The sequence below is a fragment of the Streptomyces mutomycini genome (assembly GCF_001700505.1).
In the GTDB taxonomy this organism is placed as follows: Bacteria; Actinomycetota; Actinomycetes; order Streptomycetales; family Streptomycetaceae; genus Streptomyces; species Streptomyces mutomycini.
The window spans coordinates 69,657-89,896 of sequence record NZ_MAPV01000094.1; the positions used below are offsets into that span (position 1 = coordinate 69,657).

15 protein-coding genes are annotated in these 20,240 nt (G+C 70.8%); 3 read left to right on the plus strand and 12 right to left on the minus strand.

Translation table 11 applies throughout. The features are described 5' to 3' along the window. Positions 1-53: 53 nt before the first annotated feature. On the minus strand, positions 54-569 hold the full coding sequence (gene nrdR, locus BFF76_RS14845; protein WP_031089318.1) for a transcriptional regulator NrdR: 516 nt from the start codon (positions 567-569) through the stop codon (positions 54-56). A gap of 578 nt (positions 570-1,147) precedes the next feature. Between nrdR and lexA the strand changes: the two genes are divergently transcribed. Continuing rightward, the gene (gene lexA / locus BFF76_RS14850) at positions 1,148-1,945 is read left to right on the plus strand and encodes a transcriptional repressor LexA (RefSeq protein WP_031089315.1); all 798 of its coding nucleotides are present in this window, start codon (positions 1,148-1,150) and stop codon (positions 1,943-1,945) included. 137 nt (positions 1,946-2,082) lie between these two features. Here the strand turns inward: lexA and BFF76_RS14855 are convergent, their stop codons facing one another. Genes BFF76_RS14855 through BFF76_RS14875 form a run of 5 tightly spaced genes read right to left on the minus strand, consistent with a single transcriptional unit; the run spans position 2,083 to position 10,123 of the window. Further along, positions 2,083-4,050, minus strand: coding sequence for an ATP-dependent DNA helicase (locus BFF76_RS14855; protein WP_065848401.1), 1,968 nt, complete (start codon positions 4,048-4,050; stop codon positions 2,083-2,085). A gap of 50 nt (positions 4,051-4,100) precedes the next feature. Beyond that, positions 4,101-5,945 (minus strand): IucA/IucC family protein, encoded by a 1,845-nt coding sequence (locus BFF76_RS14860; protein ID WP_053928822.1) that lies wholly within the window; start codon positions 5,943-5,945, stop codon positions 4,101-4,103. 60 nt (positions 5,946-6,005) lie between these two features. Next, positions 6,006-6,725 carry a GNAT family N-acetyltransferase gene (locus BFF76_RS14865; protein WP_031089307.1) on the minus strand — a complete coding sequence of 240 codons (720 nt, stop codon included), beginning with the start codon at positions 6,723-6,725 and terminating at the stop codon, positions 6,006-6,008. Between the two features lie 40 nt (positions 6,726-6,765). Next, positions 6,766-8,703, minus strand: coding sequence for an IucA/IucC family protein (locus BFF76_RS14870; RefSeq protein ID WP_031089305.1), 1,938 nt, complete (start codon positions 8,701-8,703; stop codon positions 6,766-6,768). Between the two features lie 28 nt (positions 8,704-8,731). Next, positions 8,732-10,123: a diaminobutyrate--2-oxoglutarate transaminase family protein gene (locus tag BFF76_RS14875; RefSeq protein ID WP_065848402.1), complete on the minus strand. Its 1,392-nt coding sequence runs from the start codon at positions 10,121-10,123 to the stop codon at positions 8,732-8,734. Between the two features lie 340 nt (positions 10,124-10,463). Between BFF76_RS14875 and BFF76_RS14880 the strand changes: the two genes are divergently transcribed. After that, positions 10,464-11,675, plus strand: coding sequence for a trypsin-like serine peptidase (locus BFF76_RS14880; protein WP_065848403.1), 1,212 nt, complete (start codon positions 10,464-10,466; stop codon positions 11,673-11,675). Positions 11,676-11,747: 72 nt separating this feature from the next. On the opposite strand, the gene hflX is transcribed toward BFF76_RS14880, so the two are convergent. The 6 genes from hflX to miaA form a co-directional block, all read right to left on the minus strand. After that, complete coding sequence (gene hflX, locus BFF76_RS14885; protein WP_031089298.1) at positions 11,748-13,268, minus strand: GTPase HflX; 1,521 nt, start codon at positions 13,266-13,268, stop codon at positions 11,748-11,750. Positions 13,269-13,401: 133 nt separating this feature from the next. Next, positions 13,402-14,886, minus strand: a complete 1,485-nt coding sequence (locus BFF76_RS14890) for a M1 family metallopeptidase (protein ID WP_065848404.1) — start codon at positions 14,884-14,886, stop codon at positions 13,402-13,404. A gap of 103 nt (positions 14,887-14,989) precedes the next feature. Then, positions 14,990-17,170, minus strand: coding sequence for a RelA/SpoT family protein (locus BFF76_RS14895; protein WP_065848405.1), 2,181 nt, complete (start codon positions 17,168-17,170; stop codon positions 14,990-14,992). 140 nt (positions 17,171-17,310) lie between these two features. Continuing rightward, positions 17,311-18,183, minus strand: coding sequence for a diaminopimelate epimerase (gene dapF / locus BFF76_RS14900; RefSeq protein WP_065848406.1), 873 nt, complete (start codon positions 18,181-18,183; stop codon positions 17,311-17,313). A 68-nt stretch (positions 18,184-18,251) separates the two neighbouring features. Then, positions 18,252-18,689, minus strand: coding sequence for a hypothetical protein (locus BFF76_RS14905; RefSeq protein WP_031099390.1), 438 nt, complete (start codon positions 18,687-18,689; stop codon positions 18,252-18,254). Positions 18,690-18,797: 108 nt separating this feature from the next. Then, entirely contained in the window at positions 18,798-19,736 is a 939-nt protein-coding gene (gene miaA / locus BFF76_RS14910) for a tRNA (adenosine(37)-N6)-dimethylallyltransferase MiaA (RefSeq protein ID WP_053929953.1), read from the minus strand. 200 nt (positions 19,737-19,936) lie between these two features. Here miaA and BFF76_RS14915 point away from each other — a divergent pair, with 200 nt between their 5' ends. Next, complete coding sequence (locus BFF76_RS14915; protein ID WP_031099388.1) at positions 19,937-20,182, plus strand: antitoxin; 246 nt, start codon at positions 19,937-19,939, stop codon at positions 20,180-20,182. Positions 20,183-20,240 lie beyond the last annotated feature (58 nt).

Consider the following 20,240-nt stretch of genomic DNA (forward strand, 5'->3'; position numbering starts at 1 on the left):
GGTCTGGTGCCGCTCACCGCCGGCTCCGCCGCCCCGCGGGCCGGCTTCGTTGGTCAATCAGCGGCGACTGCGGCGGGGGCGGGGACCTCGGGGGTCTCGCCGCTCCCGCATTGCTCTGCCCGGGGCCGCTGCTCACGGAGTTCCGTGATGGCGGTCTCGAAGTCCTCGAGCGAGTTGAACGCCCGGTACACCGAAGCGAAACGCAGGTACGCGACCAGGTCGAGCTCCTGCAAGGGTCCGAGTATGGCCAGACCCACGTCGTGTGTCGTCAGCTCGGCGCTCCCCGTGGCCCGCACGGCCTCCTCGACCCGCTGGCCGAGCTTCGCCAGGGCGTCCTCGGTGACCGGGCGGCCCTGGCATGCCTTGCGGACCCCCGAGATGACCTTGGTGCGGCTGAAGGGTTCGGTCACGCCACTGCGCTTGACCACCATCAGCGAGCAGGTCTCCACCGTCGTGAAGCGACGGGAGCAGTCGGGGCACTGGCGGCGCCGTCGGATCGACGTCCCGTCGTCCGTCGTGCGGCTGTCCACGACCCTGCTGTCGGGGTGCCTGCAGAAGGGGCAGTGCATATCTCCGAACCCTCCTTCACAGCACGACTGAATGGCCCTCCGTGCCCTGTTCAGGGCCCCTGAGGACAGTCACAAGCATAGGCGATGAACTCGACCCCGATGGACCGGGGACCACTACTTATGGGCGACAAGAGCAAGCCAACCACTACATCTAGGGTTTCGCTCCACCCGTACCCCTCGCGCGTGTCGCGCTTCGGCGAGGCCCGGCGGTCGGATCACGGCCCGGCACGAGGGTACTGGAAACGCGCGGCCGTCGAGGCCGCGGGGCACCCGGCGGCGGACCCGGACACGGCCCCGCGGGCATCCTCGCACCGCACCGCCGGCCTCTCTCGCGCGCCACCGCACGCCCCCCTCGCGAACCGCCGGGGCCACACCCCGCACATGGAGACCGACCGGCGGAGCGCTAGCGTGACCCCTGGCACCGGCGCCCCACTTCCGGCCCACCGCTACAGCACATACACCTCTCGGCAAGTCCGTGGCGGCCCTTTATTTGTTTTTCACTCGAACGTGTGTTTGGCGCAACCTTTCGAAAGCTACTACCGTTGCCTAACCAGGGAGACCATTCGAGAGGGGCCGACGTGACCACCACCGCAGACAGCGCCACCATCACTGCCCAGGACCACCGCTCCCAGGGCCGACTTGAGCCGGTGCATGCCATGAATGACTCAGTCATGAACGCGGAGGGGCCCGAGCCCACGCGACCCGCACGCTCCTTGCCCGGCCGCCCCCCGGGGATCAGGGCGGACAGCTCGGGGCTCACGGACCGGCAGCGGCGCGTGATCGAGGTGATCCGGGATTCCGTGCAGCGGCGTGGCTATCCCCCGTCGATGCGCGAGATCGGCCAGGCGGTGGGACTGTCCAGCACCTCGTCCGTCGCCCACCAGCTGATGGCCCTGGAGCGCAAGGGCTTCCTGCGCCGCGACCCCCATCGGCCGCGCGCCTACGAGGTCCGGGGATCGGACCAGCCCACCTCGCAGCCGACCGACACCACCGGGAAGCCCGCGGCTTCCTATGTGCCGCTGGTCGGCCGGATCGCCGCCGGCGGGCCGATCCTCGCCGAGGAGTCCGTCGAGGACGTCTTCCCGCTCCCCCGCCAGCTCGTCGGTGACGGCGAGCTCTTCGTGCTGAAGGTCGTCGGTGATTCGATGATCGAGGCGGCGATCATGGACGGGGACTGGGTCACGGTGCGTCGCCAGCCCGTCGCGGAGAACGGCGACATCGTGGCAGCCATGCTGGACGGCGAGGCCACGGTCAAGCGCTTCAAGCGCGAGGACGGCCATGTATGGCTGCTCCCGCACAACTCCGCCTACCAGCCGATCCCCGGTGACGAGGCGACCATCCTGGGCAAGGTCGTGGCGGTGCTGCGGCGGGTTTGACCGCCGTCGGTCCCGGACCGGGCCCCGGGACCCCTGCGTCGGTCCCGGGGCCCTTACGTCGTCCATAGGCCTTCCGTGGAGACGGAAAAGGTCCTACGGCGGGGCGCCGAGGTTTCCCCCGGCGCCCCGCCTTCCACTCACTCCGCGGTCCTGGCCGCCGCGTCGATGGCAGCGAGCGACCGCCGCGCCTGGTTGCGGTCCGTGGTGTACCAGAAGTCCGGCAGGGAGGCGCGGAGATAGCTCCCGTACCGGGCGTTGGCCAGCCGGGGGTCGAGCACCGCGACCACGCCCTTGTCGCCCATGGCCCGTACGAGCCGGCCCGCACCCTGCGCCATCAGCAGTGCCGCGTGGGTGGCCGCCACCGCCATGAACCCGTTTCCGCCGGCTTCCTCGACCGCTTTCTGGCGGGCGCTCATCAGCGGATCGTCCGGCCGGGGGAACGGAATCCGGTCCATGACCACGAGCTGACAGCTCGGGCCGGGCACATCGACGCCCTGCCACAGGGACAGCGTCCCGAACAGGCAGGTCTCGGGATCGGCCGCGAAATTCTTGATCAGCTCCCCGAGGGTCTCCTCGCCCTGCAACAGGATCGGCTTGTCCTGACGGCCGCGGAGTTCCTCGGCCGCCGCCTGGGCCGCCCGCATCGAGGAGAACAGCCCCAGGGTGCGGCCGCCTGCCGCCTCCACCAGCTCGGCGAGTTCGTCGAGCATGTCGGTGCGGGAGCCCTCCCTGCCTGGTGTGGCCAGGTGCCGGGCGACATAAAGAATGCCCTGCTTCGGGTAGTCGAAGGGCGAGCCGACGTCGAGTCCCTTCCACTGAGGGATGTCGTCGCCCGCCATGCCCTCGGGCGCGAGTCCGAGCGATGCTCCGACCCCGTTGAAATCGCCGCCGAGCTTGAGCGTGGCCGAGGTCAGCACCACCGACCGCTCGGCGAACAGCTTCTCGCGCAGCAGCCCTGACACGGAGAGCGGCGCGATCCGGACCGACGCCCCGAAGCGGTCGTGACGCTCGTACCAGACGACGTCGTACTCGGAACCCTGCGTGATGCGCTCCGCGACGCTGTGGATGGACTCGACGGACGCCATCGCCTGCTTACGCACCGCGTCCTCGTCCTGGACCGACTTGTCCCGGGTGCCGCCGAGGGCGGAGATCACCGTACGCGCGGCGTCACGCAGGGCCATCAGTGCGTAGCCGAGGTCTTCCGGGACCTCTTCGAGGCGCCCCGGGAGCGCCAGCTCCATGACCCGCTCGAAACCCTCCGACGCGGTCAGCAGGGCGTCGGCCACCTTCTCGTTGACCAGCTTCGCCGCACGGCGCACCGCTCGGTTCACCTGCCCCGGGGTGAGCTCGCCCGTAGCCACCCCGGTGACCCGGGAGACCAGCTCATGGGCCTCGTCGACGATGAGCACCTCGTGTTTGGGGAGCACCGGGGCGCCTTCGATCGCGTCGATCGCGAGAAGGGCGTGGTTGGTGACGACGACATCGGCGAGCTTGGCCCGCTCCCGGGCCGCCTCCGCGAAGCACTCGGCTCCGTACGCACACTTGGTGGCACCCAGGCACTCACGCGAGGAGACGGAGATCTGCGACCAGGCACGGTCCGAGACACCCGGTGTCAGGTCGTCCCGGTCGCCGGTCTCCGTCTCGTCCGACCAGTCGCGCAGGCGCAGCAGGTCCTGGCCCAGCTTGCTCGACGGCGCCGCCGCTTCGAACTGGTCGAAGAGCCCCTCCTCCTCGTCCTGCGGCACCCCCTCGTGGAGCCGGTGGAGACACAGGTAGTTCGACCGGCCCTTGAGCATCGCGAACTGCGGCCGGCGGCGCAGCAGCGGGTGCAGCGCGTCGACCGTACGCGGCAGGTCCCGCTCGACCAGCTGGCGCTGGAGGGCCAGTGTCGCCGTGGCCACCACGACCCGCTCGCCGTGGGCCAGCGCCGGCACCAGATAGCCCAGGGACTTCCCTGTGCCGGTGCCGGCCTGCACGAGCAGATGGGCGTTGTCGTCGACGGCCTCGGCGACGGCCTCGGCCATGGAGACCTGGCCGGGCCGTTCCGTACCGCCGACGGCGGTGACGGCGGCGTGGAGGAGGTCGGGAAGAGATGGCTTCGTCATAGCGCGTCCACCCTACGGCGCCCCACCGACAACACCGATCGCTCCCGGACTCAAGCGGAGGGGTGGAGCGGGTTGGGGACCCTGCCGTGGACGGCCGCGTGCGGGCGCTGCGACCGGTCGCGGTAGCCGTCCAGATGCAGACGGTTGCGGTTGAGACACAGTCGCTCGATCGTCGGCGTCAGCATGTCGAAGATCTCGAACCGCTCCTTGAGATCGGGGAAACGCGCGTGGTGCCTCAGGACCTCGGCACGGACGAGTGACCAGAATTCACCCTCCGGTACGTCCAGTTGCTCCTCGCAGAGCGGGGAGAGATAGCGGAAGACGCCCACGAAGAGTCCCGAGTGGATGAACTGGGTGAGGAAGGAAGGCTCCTCGGTCAGCAGGATGTTCCGGACGTCCTCAGGCATCGTGTCGTGCTCGGGCAGCGGCCGGGCGCTGACGTTCACGTCGTCGACGAAGTCCTTGATCGCGAGGCGTACCGGTACGTCGTTCTCGTCGAAGACGACGATGGCGTTCTCGCCGTGCGGGGAGAACACCGTCCCGTAGCGGTAGAGGAAGTGCAGCAGCGGGGGCAGCAGCGCGGCGAAGAGCCGGGTCAGCCAGGCGGCGGGGGCCAGACCCGAGCGGGCGACGAGTTCCGCGGCGAAGGACCGGCCCTCGGGGTCCGTGTGCAGCAGGGAGGCCAGCGTGCGGGCGCGTTCGCCGGGTTCGAGCCGCGGCTGGAGAGGCTCCCGCCAGATCGCTCCGAGGATCTCCTTGAACTGGTACGGCGACTCCGGGAGACGGTCGTAGAGCGGGTGCTCGACGGCCACCGAGGCGACCTCGCCGAGCAGGACGACGCCACAGGTGTCCCGGAGGAACGGATCGTCGTCGCACAGCCCCTGGACCCAGGCGGTGACAGCCGGGGCGGCGAGCGTTCGCTCGGTGGGCAGGCCGCGCCAGACAAGGGTGTTGAGGATCGACAGGGGTAGCTTGACCGTGTGCCGGTCCGGTCGGCCCACGTTGGTGAAAGTGCGGATGGACTGCTGCGGCAGCCGAAGGTCGTCGTCGGGGTGCAGAAGCACGATGTCGCCGTCCGCGATCGCGGGAGCGAAGAGCGGAATGATCCATTCGTCCCACTGCCACGGATGCACGGGAAGGAACAGATAGTCCGCGGGGTCGAGAGCCCGTCCGCGCAGGATCGCGGCGAAGGATTCCCGGATGCGCGGGTCCAGCTCCTGGTCGTAGAGGTCTTCCGGGCCGGCGAGGCGCGCCACTCCCCGGTAGCCGGCTATCCGGGTGCTCACGGCGATCCAGGGCAGTACGGTCGTCGAGCGGGCTTCCGGTGTGAAGCGGGCGGCGTCAGCGGCGGAGAAGCCGAGACGGCCCTTGTTCGCCACGAGCCAGGGATGCCCGGTCTGGTGTCCTTCGAGTTCGGCGTAAGGGAGCTCGGCGAGCTGCGCCGCGCGGAGAGCGGTGCGGTCGAGGCGGACGTCGGCGGCGAGTGTGGCGGTGAGTTCGCGGATGAGGTGGCCGAGCGTGGCCCCGTCCAGGCCGAGGAGGCGGCTGCCGCGGGCGAGGAATCGCAACGGGTCGCGGAAGTCGGTGCCGTCGGCACCCGTGGCGGTCTCCTCGCGGATCGTCGCGGGGTCGACGCGCCAGCTGCCGTAGACACCCCGCCGGGCGTGGAAGCTCACGTCCGCGCCGTCGTCGAGCGACACCGTGTAGTGGCCGGTCCGCCCGGCCCCACCGTCAGTCAGGGGCACAGGCTCGATGATCTCCTCGTAGGCGAACTCACCGAGCATCTTGGCGAGGAGCCTCGCCGCCGCCCGGTCCCAGGCGGCCCGGTCGAGTTCCGGACTGTCGAGCGTCGTACGGGGCTCCGCCTGACGGTGGCTCGCAGGATATGTCGGCACGTTGACTCCTCCGGGTGGGACCGATGGGGTTCGAGCGGGCTGTGCGGTGCAGCGGTTCCTTCACAGGTGTTCACGGTGGGCTCGGTCGCGGACCATCAGTGCGGCTCGCTTGTCGGGAAGGTCCACTTCCGCACAGAAGCGGAAGCCGGCGCCCAGGAAGGCGGACACGGAGGGGGTGTTGCGCAGGTCAGGCTCCGCGACGACACGGCCGCAGAGCGGACGGTTGTCGAGTACGAGATCGGAGACGGCCCTCAGCAGCACGGTGCCGACACCCCGTCCGCGATTTCCCACACCGCCGATGAGGAGGTGGACCCCCATGTCGTGCGGCCGCGCCGGGTAGTGACGGGCCAGCGGGTCCAGGTCCGCCCGGTAGATCTCCCAGTAGCTCATGGGCGTACCGCCGAGGACACCGAGGCAGGGAACGCTGCGGCCGTCACCTGCCAGTTGGCGGCGGAGATGGGTGTCGGTGACCGAATCCGGCCCTGCGAGCTCCCAGAAGGCGGCCACCGCCGGGTCGTTCATCCAGCGGGTGATCACCGGGAGATCGCGCTCCGGCTGCACCACGACGAGTTGGAACACCCCGGCGGGGGTGGTGACCGGCTGCCATGTGCCGGGGTCGCCCACGAGAGCGGAGACGTCGGCCCCCGCGGCGGTCGCCGCGGGGGCGTCACCGAGCACGGCGAGAAGCTCTTCGGTGAGCCGCAGCTCCAGAGTGTCCTCGGTACCGGTGGCGGCGGGCGGGACGGCACCGGTATCGGTGTGGGCATCGGCTCGGTGCACCGTGACGCTCCCCTCTCGTGCGTTCGGTCGGTCGTGTCCCTCAGGCGTGCAGCGGGTTGGCGATGGTGACGTACACGGACTGGGTGTCGACCGGCCCGACGAGTTCGTCGAGGCCGTGCATCCGGGTCAGCAGGTTGGCCTTGCAGCGCAGCTTCCCGGTTTCCAGGAGGTAGGCGGGCAGGGAGGAGCCCAGCGGGACGGCGCCTTCGAGGAAGCGGCGGAACGCGGCGAGGAGCAGCCGTTCGTCGGCGAGCCGCTGGGCGCCGAAGGCCCCGATCAGCCCGAACACGTTGTTGATGCCGAGGTAGTAGGCGAGCCGCTCGTCCGTGACGGCGTCGGATACGAAGGTGTCGCTGACCGCTCCGATGCCCGGGAGCCTGCGTTCGAGAGCTGACCGGTGGGATTCCCGGAAGTAGTAGCCCTGGTTGTCGCGGTACCTGCCGCCGACGGGCCAGCCGTCCGCGTCGAGGAGCACGATCGTGTTCTGCTGGTGGGCTTCGAGGGCGACGCCTGCGTGTGCGTCGAGCCAGAGGACGGGCAGGACGACACGGTCGAGGTAGCGCAGGAACCATTCCGCGCACACGGCCCCGGTCGTCCTGCCCGTGCGTGCGGCCAGCGAGGAGACCGTGTCCGCGAGCCGCGAGTGGGTGCCCGGCCGGCCGGGCCAAGGACGGGGAGCGGTGAGTCCCGCGATGCACACCGCGTCGTCGGCCGGTCCGAACGGATTGTGACGGAGCATCACGTCGAGCCCGGGCACGGGGCTGCCGTCCAGGTGATCGACGGCCAGCCAGGCGGGGTCCCGGACGATGTCGAACCCCGGATGCGCCGCCTGCCACCGTTCCGCCAGCCCGGTGCGCAGCAGCCGGTGGACCTCGGCTCCCCGGTGGAGTTCCTTGCGGAGGTTCTCGCGGCGGGAGTTGGTGATGCGTACGCCCAGGGACAGCTTCAGCATGAGGTCGGAGCCGGGGCGGTGCACGGTGCGGACGGAGGAGGTGGGGTGCCAGCGTTCCCCGTGCGGACCGAGGTCGTGCAGCAGGCCCTTCTCGCACAGGGAGACGACCTCGGGCCGGCGCAGGACCTCCGCGGCCTGCCAGGGGTGGAGCGGGAGGGCCGTGGTCCCTTCGGGGAGACTCAGTCCCCCGGCGTGAGGGGCCAGGAGGGCCTCTGCGGGGACCGTCCGGCCGGCCTTCGTCCACGAGGACTCCGTGGCCAGCACGGAGCGGTCCACGGCCATCCAGTGGAGCGGGAAGGAACCGCGCAGCTCGGGTGAGTAGAGCAGCGTCTCGGATTCGGAGAGACCCTCGCGGCTCTTGGGCGTGGGGTGCAGGGGGTGGCCGAGGACGAGTGACTGCTCGGCGGTGAGGAAGAGGTCTGCCTCGGGCGGCGCGGTGGGTGTGCGGCGCCGGCCCGCGATGAAGGTAGCTGTGTGCCGTACGGAGTCCGCGACCCTGGCTACCAGGTCGGTTCCGGCGTTCCGCTCGCACTCGCGGCTCAGCAGCGCGGCGACGGTGACGGCATCGACGTCCGGAGCGCCGACGGGGGCGTTCTCCAGGACCGGAGTCCCGAAGCGGTGCCAGCCAGTCGGGGACCAGTGGGCGACCTGGACGGTCAGTGCGGTGCCGCTCGCGGGGAGCGGAATGCGCAGTGTGCTTCCCGCCGGGCGGGGCAGGTCGTTCTCCCTGGTCCAGCAGCGCAGCAGGTTCTCCGTACCGGCCGAGTCCGCTGCCTTGAACGGGTCCGGGTGGTCCAGTGGATCCTGCTCCGCGTGGCTGGAGCGGTCCGCCGCGACGGCGGCCGTGGAGGTGAACGTGGAGTGGTCCGTGGGGGTGTCCGTCCCGGAGGACGGGGCTCCGCGCGGGCCTGCCTTCTGGCGCGGCACGGTCGTCGACTCGACGGCGAGTTGGCCTTCCGGCAGGTCGTGTCCTCGCTGCTGGCTGGTGAGGGGGCCGTCGGCCTCGGGCGCAGGGGTGGGGTTCACGGCGGTCTTCCTTGTGAGGGGTCCGGGATCAGCGGGCCGGCGCGGCAGCAGCCCGGCGGTACGCAGAACTCTCGGCCGCTCTCAGCGCGTCGGCGAGGCGGTCGACCACCGCCGTCGCCTGTTCGTCGGTGAGAGTGAGGGGAGGGAGCAGCCGGACGACGGCGCCGTGCCGGCCGCCGAGTTCGACGATGAGGCCGCGGCGCAGGCATTCCTGCTGCACCGCGGCGGCGAGGGATGGATCGGGCGGCGGGGCGGAGCCGTTCTCGGCGGTTACGTCGAGCGGTTCGGCCTCGGGGTCGACGAGCTCGATGCCGATCATGAGGCCGCGCCCCCGGACGTCACCGATGCTCGGATGGTCGGCGCTCAGCGCCTGCAGCCTGGCGGTTATGCGCGCGCCCAGCGTCCCCGCGCGCTCGGCGAGCCTGTTCTCCCGTACGTACGCGAGGGTCGCGGCACCGGCCGCCATGGCGAGCTGGTTGCCCCGGAACGTGCCCGCGTGGGCGCCGGGCTGCCAGAGGTCGAGCTCGGAGCGGTAGACGATCACCGCGAGGGGCAGCGAGCCTCCGATGGCTTTCGAGAGCACCATCACATCGGGCACGATACCGCTGTGCTCGACCGCCCAGAAAGTACCCGTCCTGCCGACTCCGGTCTGCACCTCGTCCGCGATCAGGGCGATGGAACGCTCCTGGGTGATCTCCCGCATCCGGCGCATCCAGCCGTCGGGGGCGGGATTCACCCCGCCCTCGCCCTGGACGGGCTCCAGGATCATGGCGGCCGGAGCGGGCACCCCGCCCTTGGGATCGTCCAGGAGGTACTCGGTCCAGCGCGCGGCGATGTCCGCGCCCCGTTCCCCGCCGACTCCGAAGGGGCAGCGGTAGTTGTGCGGGAAGGGCAGCCGCGTCACCCGCACGTCCGTGGCGCCGCCGGAGGCGGCCAGGGCACCGGCGGTCATACCGTGGTACGCGCCGGTGAACGCCAGAAGTTCGCTGCGTCCGCTCGCTGCCCGGGCCAGCTTGAACGCCGCCTCGACGGCATCCGTGCCCGCCGGACCGCAGAACTGGATCCGGGCGTTGTCCGCCAGCTCACGGGGCAGGGTGGCGAACAGCTCGGTCGTGAAGGCGTCCTTGACGGGGGTGGCGAGGTCGAGCACGTGCAGCGGTGCGCCGGAGTCGATGACCTTTCTGATGGCTTCGAGCACCACGGGGTGGTTGTGGCCGAGGGCCAGCGTGCCGGCCCCTGAGAGACAGTCGAGATAGCGCCGTCCGTCGGCGCCCTCGATGGTCATGCCACGCGCGCGCACGGGCACGATCGGCAGGGACCGCGCATAGGTGCGGGCAGCGGACTCCCGTAGCGCCTGGCGCCGCAGGATCCCGTCGTGCGCAGGAGAAGGTGCCACCGGAGCTGGTTCGGTCACGGCCACGGCTGTTCGGTCCTCCTGCGGTAACAGTTGAGTTGCACCTCGGTGCGGTCCCCCGGGGACGGACTGCGCAGATGAACGCCGTCCGGGTGTCCCCCGTACGTACCAACGACGCGGAACACGGGAGATCACGGGTAAATCGGAAGATCCTTGCGCCGCCGGAACCGTGGCCCTGCCGCGGACCGTCCCCATCAGCACCGGCATAGTAGGGGCCGCACCACGGACGGAGCCGCCGCTCCCAGGCGGCGTGCCGTGGCCCGCAGGGCCGTGCCCGCGCGCCCCGAGTCCGCGGTGCGGCACCGAAGTCAGTGACGAAGTCCCAGGGGGATCCCAGATGCGACCCATGCGCCCGACCGACACCGCACACCGCGGGGGGAGCGTACGTCGCACCCCCCAGGTGTTCGCCGCAGCCACCCTCGCCGCTGTCCTCACGCTCACCGCCACCGCCTGCGGGCCGGAGGAGGACGGCGCGGCCGCCGGGCCGAGCACTGCCACCGGCCAGTCCTCGGACGGGAAGGTCGTCATCCCGGACGACCTCAAGGACCGGCTCAAGGAGCACGGGATCGACCTCGACAAGTGGCGGGACGGCGAGTGGAAGAACTGGGACAAGGACACCTGGCTGCGTGAGGCCAAGGACTACGTCAATCCGATCATCGAGGACCTCTGGGACCCGGACCGGATGCGGGAGGCCGACAAGCCCCCGGCGACCCCCGTCGACCCCGACATCTCCGGCGACGAGGGCGTGACGGACCCGACCCCCGCAGCGGTCGAGGCGACGAACGTCCGAACGCCGTACCACGGCAGCGCCCCGGAGTCCGGGAAGCTCCTGTTCGACGGCCCCGAGGGCTCGATGGTCTGCTCGGCGACCGTGGTGCAGGACCCGGCCCACCCGGGCAAGTCCAACATGGTCTGGACGGCCGGGCATTGTGTGCACGCCGGCAAGAACGGCGGCTGGTACCGCAACATCGCCTTCGTCCCCTCGTACAACGACAGCGGCATGTCGACGGCCGAGCTGCAGAACGCGACGAAGGAGGAGATCGCTCCTTACGGCGTGTGGTGGGGCCAGTGGGCGCAGACCTCCGACCAGTGGATCAGCCAGGGTGCCGCCACCGGTGGCCAGGGCGCGCCGTACGACTTCGCGGTGCTGCAGGTCGCACCGGAGAAGGGCTCGACGGGCAAGTCCCTGGAGGAGACCGTCGGTTCTGCGCTCCCGGTCGAGTTCGGCGCCCCGGCCGTCCCGGAGATCGACAGCATGACGGCCACCGGGTATCCGGCGGCCCCGCCGTTCGACGGCCAGAAGGCACTCCGGTGCACCGACCGGCCGGGCCGCCTGACCGTCTTCGAGCAGCAGCCGACGATGTACCGCATCGGGTGCACGATGACCGGCGGTTCCTCAGGCGGTGGCTGGGTCGCTGAGGGCCAGGACGGCAAGCCGGCTCTGGTCTCCAACACCTCCATCGGCCCGGTGACGGCGGGCTGGCTGGCCGGCCCCCGCCTGGGCAAGGAGGCCGAGGGCATCTACAAGGCCGTGAGCAAGAAGTACGCGGGACAGTAGGCAGCAGGACCGCACGCAGGAGGCCGGGCTCCCCTCGGGAAGGGGAACCCGGCCTCCTGTGCGTCTACCGCGTCAGTGATTCACCGGGACGAAGACCGCGAGGTCCGATCCGAGCTCCTCGTGCACCCGCGCCTTGAGCAGCGTGCCCTCCGGCGTGTGCTCCTCGGAGATCACCTCACCCTCGGCATGCACCCGGGAGACGAGTCCGCCCTGGGTGTAGGGCACGAGCGCCTCGATCTCCACCGAAGGCCGCGGCAGCTCGGCGTCGATGAGCGCGAGGAGCTCGTCGATACCGGCGCCGGTCCGTGCGGACACCGCGATCGCGTGCTTCTCGTTGCGCAGCAGGCGCTGCAGCACGAGCGGGTCCGCCGCGTCCGCCTTGTTGATCACGACGACCTCGGGTACGTCGACCGCGCCGACCTCCCGGATCACCTGGCGCACGGCGGCGAGCTGCTCCTCCGGCACCGGGTGGGAGCCGTCCACCACATGCAGGATGAGGTCGGATTCGCCGACCTCCTCCATGGTGGAGCGGAAGGCCTCGACCAGATGGTGGGGAAGGTGCCGCACGAAGCCGACGGTGTCGGCCAGGGTGTAGATCCGGCCGCTCGGCGTCTCGGCCCGGCGCACGGTCGGGTCGAGGGTCGCGAACAGAGAGTTCTCCACGAGGACGCCCGCGCCGGTCAGCCGGTTGAGCAACGAGGACTTCCCGGCGTTGGTGTACCCGGCGATCGCCACCGAGGGCACCTTGTTGCGCCTGCGTTCCTGGCGCTTGATCTCACGGCCGGTCTTCATCTCCGCGATCTCCCGGCGCATCTTCGCCATCTTCTCGCGGATCCGTCGCCGGTCCGTCTCGATCTTGGTCTCACCGGGACCGCGCGTGGCCATGCCGCCACCGCCGCTGGAACCGCCGCCGCCCATCTGACGGGACAGCGACTGCCCCCAGCCGCGCAGGCGCGGGAGCATGTACTGCATCTGTGCCAGCGACACCTGCGCCTTGCCCTCCCGGGACTTGGCGTGCTGGGCGAAGATGTCGAGGATCAGCGCGGTCCTGTCGACCACCTTGACCTTGACGACGTCTTCCAGATGGATCAGCTGGCCGGGGCTGAGCTCACCGTCGCAGACGACGGTGTCGGCCCCGGATTCGAGAACGATGTCGCGCAGCTCCAAGGCCTTGCCCGAGCCGATGTACGTGGCCGGGTCCGGCTTGTCGCGCCGCTGGAAGACGGCGTCGAGCACCTGGGCTCCCGCCGTCTCGGCGAGGGCCGCGAGCTCCGCGAGGGAGATCTCGGCGTCGTGGACGGTCCCCGAGGTCCAGACACCGACGAGAACCACGCGCTCGAGGCGCAGCTGCCGGTACTCGACCTCGGTGACGTCTTCGAGCTCGGTGGAGAGACCCGCCACACGGCGCAGCGCCGCACGCTCGGAACGGTCGAGCTGGGCGCCGTCCCGCTCTCCGTCGATCTCATGGCTCCAGGCGACGTCCTCTTCCATCAGGGCGTCGGCCCGAAGGCTCTCGGTGAGGCTCTCGGAGGTGGCTTCCGTGGCGCTCTGCGCGTCCTGCGCGTCCTGGGGAAGGGAAGAAGAGGAGGTCATTGGATCCTTACGTCGATAGAAGTCGGGTTCGTCAGTCACAACGCGTGACACAGCCGGAAGATTCCCATGGGGGAGAACCACCGGCCGGCTGCCGTGCCGACGCGTCGATAGTGGCATGTCCCCGTGGGGCTCGTCACTCGGGTTTCGGTGTCCGCGCGGGGCTCTTCCCCGCGTTCCCGGGTGTCCCGCTGCGCCAGTCAGGGTGTCCCGGCATCGGCGGGGTCTTCTTCCCGTACAGCCACCCGTCGAAGAAGGCCGTCAGGTCCCGCCCCGCGATCCGCGACGCCAGGGCCGTGAACTGCCGGGTGGTCGCCGATCCGTCCCGGTGGACACGCACCCAGGTCCGCTCCAGGCGGTCGAACGCGGCCTCGCCGATCTCCTCGCGCAGGGCGTAGAGGACGAGTGCGCTCCCGTCGTACACGACGGGGCGGAACAGGCTGATCTTGTGGTCGGGGGTGCGTGGCGCGCCGCCGGCGGGCGGCCCGCCGGCGGCGCGCCACGCGTCGGAGCGGGCGTATGCCTCACGCATGCGCCGCTCCACCGGCTTCTGCGCGTGTTCCTCGGCGTAGCGGGCCTCGTACCAGGTCGCGTGTCCCTCGTTGAGCCACAGATCGGACCAGGACCGCGGGGAGACGCTGTTCCCGAACCACTGGTGGGCGAGCTCGTGCACCATGACCGAGTCGACGTACCACTCCGGGTATCCGGTACGGGTGAACAGGGAGCGTTCGAAGAGCGAGAGTGTCTGGGTCTCCAGCTCGAAGCCCGTCTCGGTGTCCGCGACCAGGAGTCCGTACGTCTCGAACGGATACGGGCCGACCTGCTTCTCCATCCACGCCAGTTGCGCCGGGGTCTTCTTCAGCCAGGGCTCGAGCTTCTCCCGGTCGGCCACGGGCACGACGTCGCGGACCGGCAGTCCGCCCGGCCCGGTGCGGTGCAGGACCGCGGAGCGCCCGATGGACACCTGGGCCAGTTCCGTCGCCATCGGGTGCACGGTGCGGTAGGTCCAGGTGGTGGTGCCCGCGTGGTCCCGCTTTCCGGCGGGAAGGCCGCCCGCCACGACCGTGAGGTCCTTCGGCGCGGTCACCCGGAAGGTGAAGTACGCCTTGTCCGCGGGGTGGTCGTTGCCGGGGAAGACCCGGTGTGCGGCGTCGGCCTGGTTCGCCATCGCGAGACCGTCGGCGGTCGGGACCCAGCCCCCGTCGGCCTGGTCCCCCGAGGGGTCGCTCGTGTGCCGGACGGTGACCCGCACCGGCGTCCCCGCCGGGATCCGGGAGGGCGCGTCGACGACCAGGTCCTCGCCCGCGGTGGCGAACTCCGACTCCCGCCCGTTGACTTCGACGGATCGGACGGAGCCCCGGGCGAAGTCGAGATTGATGCGTTCCAGGGTTTCGGTGGCCCGCGCGTCGATCGTGGTGACGGCGTCGAGGGGCTTGCCGTTGCTGCCACCGTAGGTGAGCGAGATGTCGTACGAGAGGACGTCGTAGCCGGGGTTGCCGAGGTGCGGGAACAGGCGGTCGCCGATGCCGAGCGGCTCGGGTGCGGGCAGGGTGGCGGCGACGAGGGTGACCGACGCGGTGGCCAGCAGGGCGGCACGCAGTCGGCGGGAGGTGAGCGGCATGGACTACGGCTACCAGTGCGCACGCTCCACGCGGGGGTGGCGCGCGCCGCACCACCCGAACGGGGACGCCGTGGGCGGGCAGGGAGGGGACCTGTGGCAGTGGTCAGCGTGTGGCGGTGGGCTGCTGGGCCCGGCTCACGTCGTACACGCCCGGTACGTCGCGCATGGCCCGCATGAGGCCCGGCAGCCCTGCGGCATCCGGCAGTTGCAGTGTGTAGGTGTGTCGTACGCGCTGCTCACTGGGCGGTTCGACGGTCGCGGACACGATGGCCGCTTCCGCTGTCGCGATGGCCTCGGTGAGATCGGCGAGGAGCCGGGGGCGTCCGAAGGACTCGGCGACGAGTGTGACCCTGCAGTCGGCGGTGCCGCTCCAGCCGTCCGGATCGTTCCAACGGGCCTCGACGGCTGTCCGGCCGACCTCCCGCATACGGGCCACCGCAGGGCACTCCTCGCGGTGCACGGTGACCGCCCCGCCGCGCACGGTGAACCCGGTGATGCCGTCGGGCGGGACGGGGGTGCAGCAGCCGGCCAGACGCACCGGTGCGCCCGGTGCGCCGACGGCCACGGTGGGAGCCCGGCCGGCGGCTCCGGCCCGGCTGTTCGGCGCGTCCTCGGCCGGCCGGGCGTGCGGTCTCGGGGCGTCCTCGGCGGGCTGGGCCGGTGGCCTCGGTGCGTCGGGCCGGCCCCTGTGGGGTCCCTGCACGCACTCGGGATGGGCATCGAGCCACGTGGTGATGGCGATCCGGGCGGCGGGGGTGCGCGCGTGGTCGAGCCACTCCGGGGAGGGGCCGGACGAGGCGTCCTGGGCCAGCAGCAACTGCACGGTGTCGCCGTCGTTCAGTGCGGTGCCGAGCGTGGCGAGCCGGCCGTTGACGCGGGCTCCGATGCAGCCGTGCGCCTCGTCGCCGTACTGCGCGTAGGCGGCGTCGACGCAACTGGCGCCGGCCGGCAGCCCGAGCGTCCCGCCGTCGGTGCGGAACACCGTGATCTCGCGGTCCTGTGCGAGGTCGGCGCGGAGCGTGGCCCAGAACGTGTCGGAGTCGGTCGCCGATTCCTGCCAGTCCAGGAGGCGGGAGAGCCAGCCGGGCCTGGTCGGGTCGGCGCGCTCGCCGTCAGAGGATTCGGTCTGGTGCGCGGCGGTCGTGGCGTCCTGGGCGTAGGGGTTGCCGAGCGCGACGACGCCCGCCTCGGCGACCTTGTGCATGCGGTGCGTGCGGATGAGGACTTCGGCGACCGCACCCTCGGGGCCGACGACCGCCGTGTGCAGCGACTGGTAGAGATTGAACTTGGGGGCCGCGATGAAGTCCTTGAACTCGGAGATCACCGGGGTGAAACAGGTGTGCAGTTCACCCAGGACCGCGTAGCAGTCGGCGTCCTCCCCGACCAGCACCAGCAGCCGCCCGAAGTCGGTGCCACGCATCTCGCCGCGTTTGCCCCTCACCCGGTGCACCGAGACGAAGTGACGCGGCCGGATGAGCACTTCGGCGCTGATACCGGCTTCACGCAGAGTGGACCTGACGCTGTCGGCGATCTCCGTGAGCGGGTCCTGCGCATCCTCCCAGGCGGAGATCAGGGCGCGGGTGCGCTCGTACTCCTCCGGGTGCAGGATCGCGAAGACGAGGTCCTCGAGCTCCGTCTTGAGCGCCTGCACGCCGAGGCGTTCGGCGAGCGGGATGAGTACGTCGCGGGTGACCTTGGCGATCCTGGCCTGCTTCTCGGGGCGCATGACGCCGAGGGTCCGCATGTTGTGCAGCCGGTCGGCCAGTTTGATCGACATGACACGGACGTCGTTCCCGGTGGCGACGAGCATCTTCCGGAACGTCTCGGGCTCGGCGGCGGCTCCGTAGTCGACCTTCTCGAGTTTGGTGACGCCGTCGACGAGATAGCAGACCTCGTCGCCGAACTCCTCCCGCACCTGATCGAGCGTCACCTCGGTGTCCTCGACCGTGTCGTGGAGCAGAGAGGCCGTCAGCGTCGTCGTCCCCGCGCCGAGCTCGGCGAGGATCAGGGTGACCGCGAGCGGATGGGTGATGTACGGCTCGCCGCTCTTGCGCATCTGACCGCGATGGGAGGACTCGGCGAGAACGTACGCCCTGCTCAGAACGGTCAGATCGGCGTCCGGACAGTGCGCGCGGTGCGCCTCCGCCACATGCCCGATGGCGTCGGGGAGCCGGTCACGGGAGACCGGCCCGAGCAGGGCGACACGGCCCAGCCTGCGCAGATCGATCCGTGCGCGACCGCGCTTGCGAAGGGGAGCACCTGGATTGGCGGCCTCTGCGCTCATGGGGCACCTCCGGCAACGTCGACCGGCGGGGAAGGGGTGCCGATACACCCCCGGGCCGGTGCTTGATGCTATCGACCCCACCACGTGGCGCAGTCCCGCTCTCGCCCAGCGTGAAACGGATCACCCATTCGAGCGAAGGTCTAACCGATCATCGTTTCGATCCACGCGGAGTCGATCACACCCTCGGCGACGATGACCGCGGGGCCCGTCATGTCGACCCCGCCGTCCGGGTATTCGGTGATGACCAGGGTGCCACCGGGGAGATCCACCGTGTACGTGGCCGGCGCCCCTGTCAGCGCGGGGTCCACGCCGTCCCTGCGTGCGGTGGCGACGGCCACGGCACAGGCTCCCGTGCCGCAGGAGCGGGTCTCGCCGGAGCCGCGCTCGTGGACGCGCATGGCGACGTGCCCCGGGCCCCGGTCCGCGACGAACTCGATGTTGACCCCGTCCGGGTAGACGGACTGCGGGCTGAACGGCGGTACGGAGAACAGGTCTCCGGCGTGGTCCAGGTCCTCGACGAACGCGACGGCATGCGGATTGCCCATGTTCACGTTCCGGGCGTCCCAGGTGCGGCCGTCCACGGTGACCGTGACCCCGGCGCCGGGCAGCACCGCCCGCCCCATGGAGACCGTGATGTCGCCGTCCTCGGCGATGTGCACCCGCTTGACCCCGCCCCGGGTCGCGACGGCCAGATCTCCCTCGGTGACGAACCCGGCACGCTGCAGGTAGTGGGCGAACACACGCACCCCGTTGCCGCACATCTCGGCGACCGAGCCGTCGGCGTTGCGGTAGTCCATGAACCACTCGGCCTCGTCCGCCATGCCTCCGGCGTCGGGATGTGCCGCGGACCGTACGACGTGCAGCAGCCCGTCGCCGCCGATGCCCGCCCGGCGGTCGCAGAGCCGGGCGACGACGGAAACCGGCAGGTCGAGGGCGTTGTCCGGGTCGGGAACGATCACGAAGTCGTTCTCTGTGCCGTGGCCCTTGAGGAAGGCGATCTGCGAAGTGCTCACGGATCAACTGTACGAGGCCGTGCCGGCCGCCCGCAGGACCGGGGCCACCAGGGGGCGCCCTGCGCGTGTCAGCGGAGGCGGGCCACGCGCCAGACGGCCAGGGCGACAAGCACGGCGCATACGGCCACGTAGAGCGCGATCACACGCCAGTCGGGGCGTTCGCCCGGTCCCCTGGCCGGCAGGCCGGGCCAGGTATGGCCCACGCGGCGCGCGGCCATCATTCCCCAGCCGGCGGCGCAGCAGCTGATGAGCAGCCCCAGCATCGCCACCACGGCACCGCCGCCGCCGAACTCGAAGGCGAGCGGGAAGGCGAACATCAGGGAGCCCACCGCCGCCAGCACCACGATCGGTGCGAGCTGCCAGATCCGCATGCGACGGGCGGGGCGGAGCTCGACCTCGACCTCCGCGGTCGCCTCGTGCTCGCCGGGCCCGTCAGGGCTCAGACGTCCTGCTTCGTGCCGCGCATCCGGTACGTCCCGGTCTGTGTCGCGAGGGCCGGCCTCCATCGCCACGCGCCCTCCCATACTCGGACTCCACTGGTCGATCGTCGCTCGATGATGGCACGGCACCGGCCGCCGAAATGACGGGCGGAGCTTCCCGATGCCATCACGTGATCAGGCTGTGACCGCCCGTTCGACCAACGCCAGCGCCCGGTGCGGGAGTTCTTCGCGCTGTTCTTCTGCGCCGCTCAGCCACCGGACGCGCGGGTCGCGCCGGAACCAGGAGTCCTGTCTGCGCGCGAAGCGCTTGGTGGCGCGTACCGTCTCGACGCGCGCCTCGTCCTCGGTGCACTCCCCCGCGAGCACCGTGAGCACCTGCTGGTAGCCGAGCGCACGCGAGGCGGTGCGCCCTTCGCGCAGTCCCGTGGCCTCCAGGTCGCGCACCTCGTCCACGAGTCCGGCTTCCCACATCCGGTCCACGCGGGTACGGATCCGTTCGTCGAGTTCCGGCCGTTCGACGTCCACCCCGATCTGCAGGGCGTCGTAGACCGCTTCGTCGCCCGGGAGGTTGGCCGTGAAGGGCTTGCCCGTGATCTCGATGACCTCCAGGGCGCGGACGATACGGCGCCCGTTGCTCGCCAGGATGGCGCGGGCGGCCTCGGGGTCGGCCGTCGCGAGCCGGGCGTGCAGGGCACCGGAGCCACGTTCCGTCAGCTCCTGTTCGAGGCGGGCACGTACGTCCGGGTCCGTCCCCGGGAACTCGAGGGCGTCGATCGCGCCCTTCACGTAGAGACCGGAACCGCCCACCAGGACGGGCGTCCGTCCTTCGGCCAGCAGTCGGTCGATCTCACCGCGGGCGAGCCGCTGGTACTCGGCGACGCTCGCCGCCTCGGTGACGTCCCAGATGTCCAGCAGGTGGTGGGGCACGCCGGCGCGCTCGGGAAGAGTCAGCTTCGCGGTGCCGATGTCCATGCCGCGGTAGAGCTGCATGGAGTCGGCGTTGACGACCTCGCCACCGAGCTGCTGGGCGAGGAACACTCCCAGATCGGACTTTCCGGCTGCCGTGGGACCGACGACGGTGATGACGCGGGGGGTGGGAGCTGGTCTTCTCACGGGGACAGTCTCCCAAACTTCCGGACACGTCCCGAACGGCAGACGCTGAGCGAGCGCCCTGTCCGGTCGGTCCGGGACTTCCCGCTCCGGCCGACGGGTGCCTCCGCCGCCGCCCCGCGCGGACGGACACGGCGAGTGACGCGTGATTGCTCACAGACGAGTAAAATGTGACCACAGTCCCCCAGCACGGAAGGTGACCCATGGGTTTCCTGGACAACCTGAAGGCCAAGCTGGCCCCGGCCAAGGAGAAGGTCGGCGACCTCGCGCAGCAGCACGGGGGCAAGATCGACCAGGGCCTCGACAAGGCAGCCCGCACGGTCGACCAAAAGACCAAGGGCAAGTACAGCGACAAGATCGTGTCCGGCACGCAGAAGGCAAAGGACGCGGTCGACCGCCTGGGCCACAAGAACGAGGGCGGCACACCACCTCCGCCGCCCGCATCCTGACCCTGTCCCGGCAGAACCGAGGGCCGTGGAGCGCAGTCGCTCCGCGGCCCTCAGTCAT

Bases quoted from the DNA above. Each gene is read 5' to 3' on its own strand.
- hflX (WP_031089298.1), bottom strand. From the start codon at position 13,268: ATGACCTCCTCTTCTTCCCTTCCCCAGGACGCGCAGGACGCGCAGAGC.
- BFF76_RS14890 (WP_065848404.1), bottom strand. From the start codon at position 14,886: ATGCCGCTCACCTCCCGCCGACTGCGTGCCGCCCTGCTGGCCACCGCG.
- BFF76_RS14895 (WP_065848405.1), bottom strand. From the start codon at position 17,170: ATGAGCGCAGAGGCCGCCAATCCAGGTGCTCCCCTTCGCAAGCGCGGT.
- BFF76_RS14915 (WP_031099388.1), top strand. From the start codon at position 19,937: ATGGGTTTCCTGGACAACCTGAAGGCCAAGCTGGCCCCGGCCAAGGAG.
- BFF76_RS14905 (WP_031099390.1), bottom strand. From the start codon at position 18,689: ATGGAGGCCGGCCCTCGCGACACAGACCGGGACGTACCGGATGCGCGG.
- BFF76_RS14855 (WP_065848401.1), bottom strand. From the start codon at position 4,050: ATGACGAAGCCATCTCTTCCCGACCTCCTCCACGCCGCCGTCACCGCC.
- BFF76_RS14880 (WP_065848403.1), top strand. From the start codon at position 10,464: ATGCGCCCGACCGACACCGCACACCGCGGGGGGAGCGTACGTCGCACC.
- nrdR (WP_031089318.1), bottom strand. From the start codon at position 569: ATGCACTGCCCCTTCTGCAGGCACCCCGACAGCAGGGTCGTGGACAGC.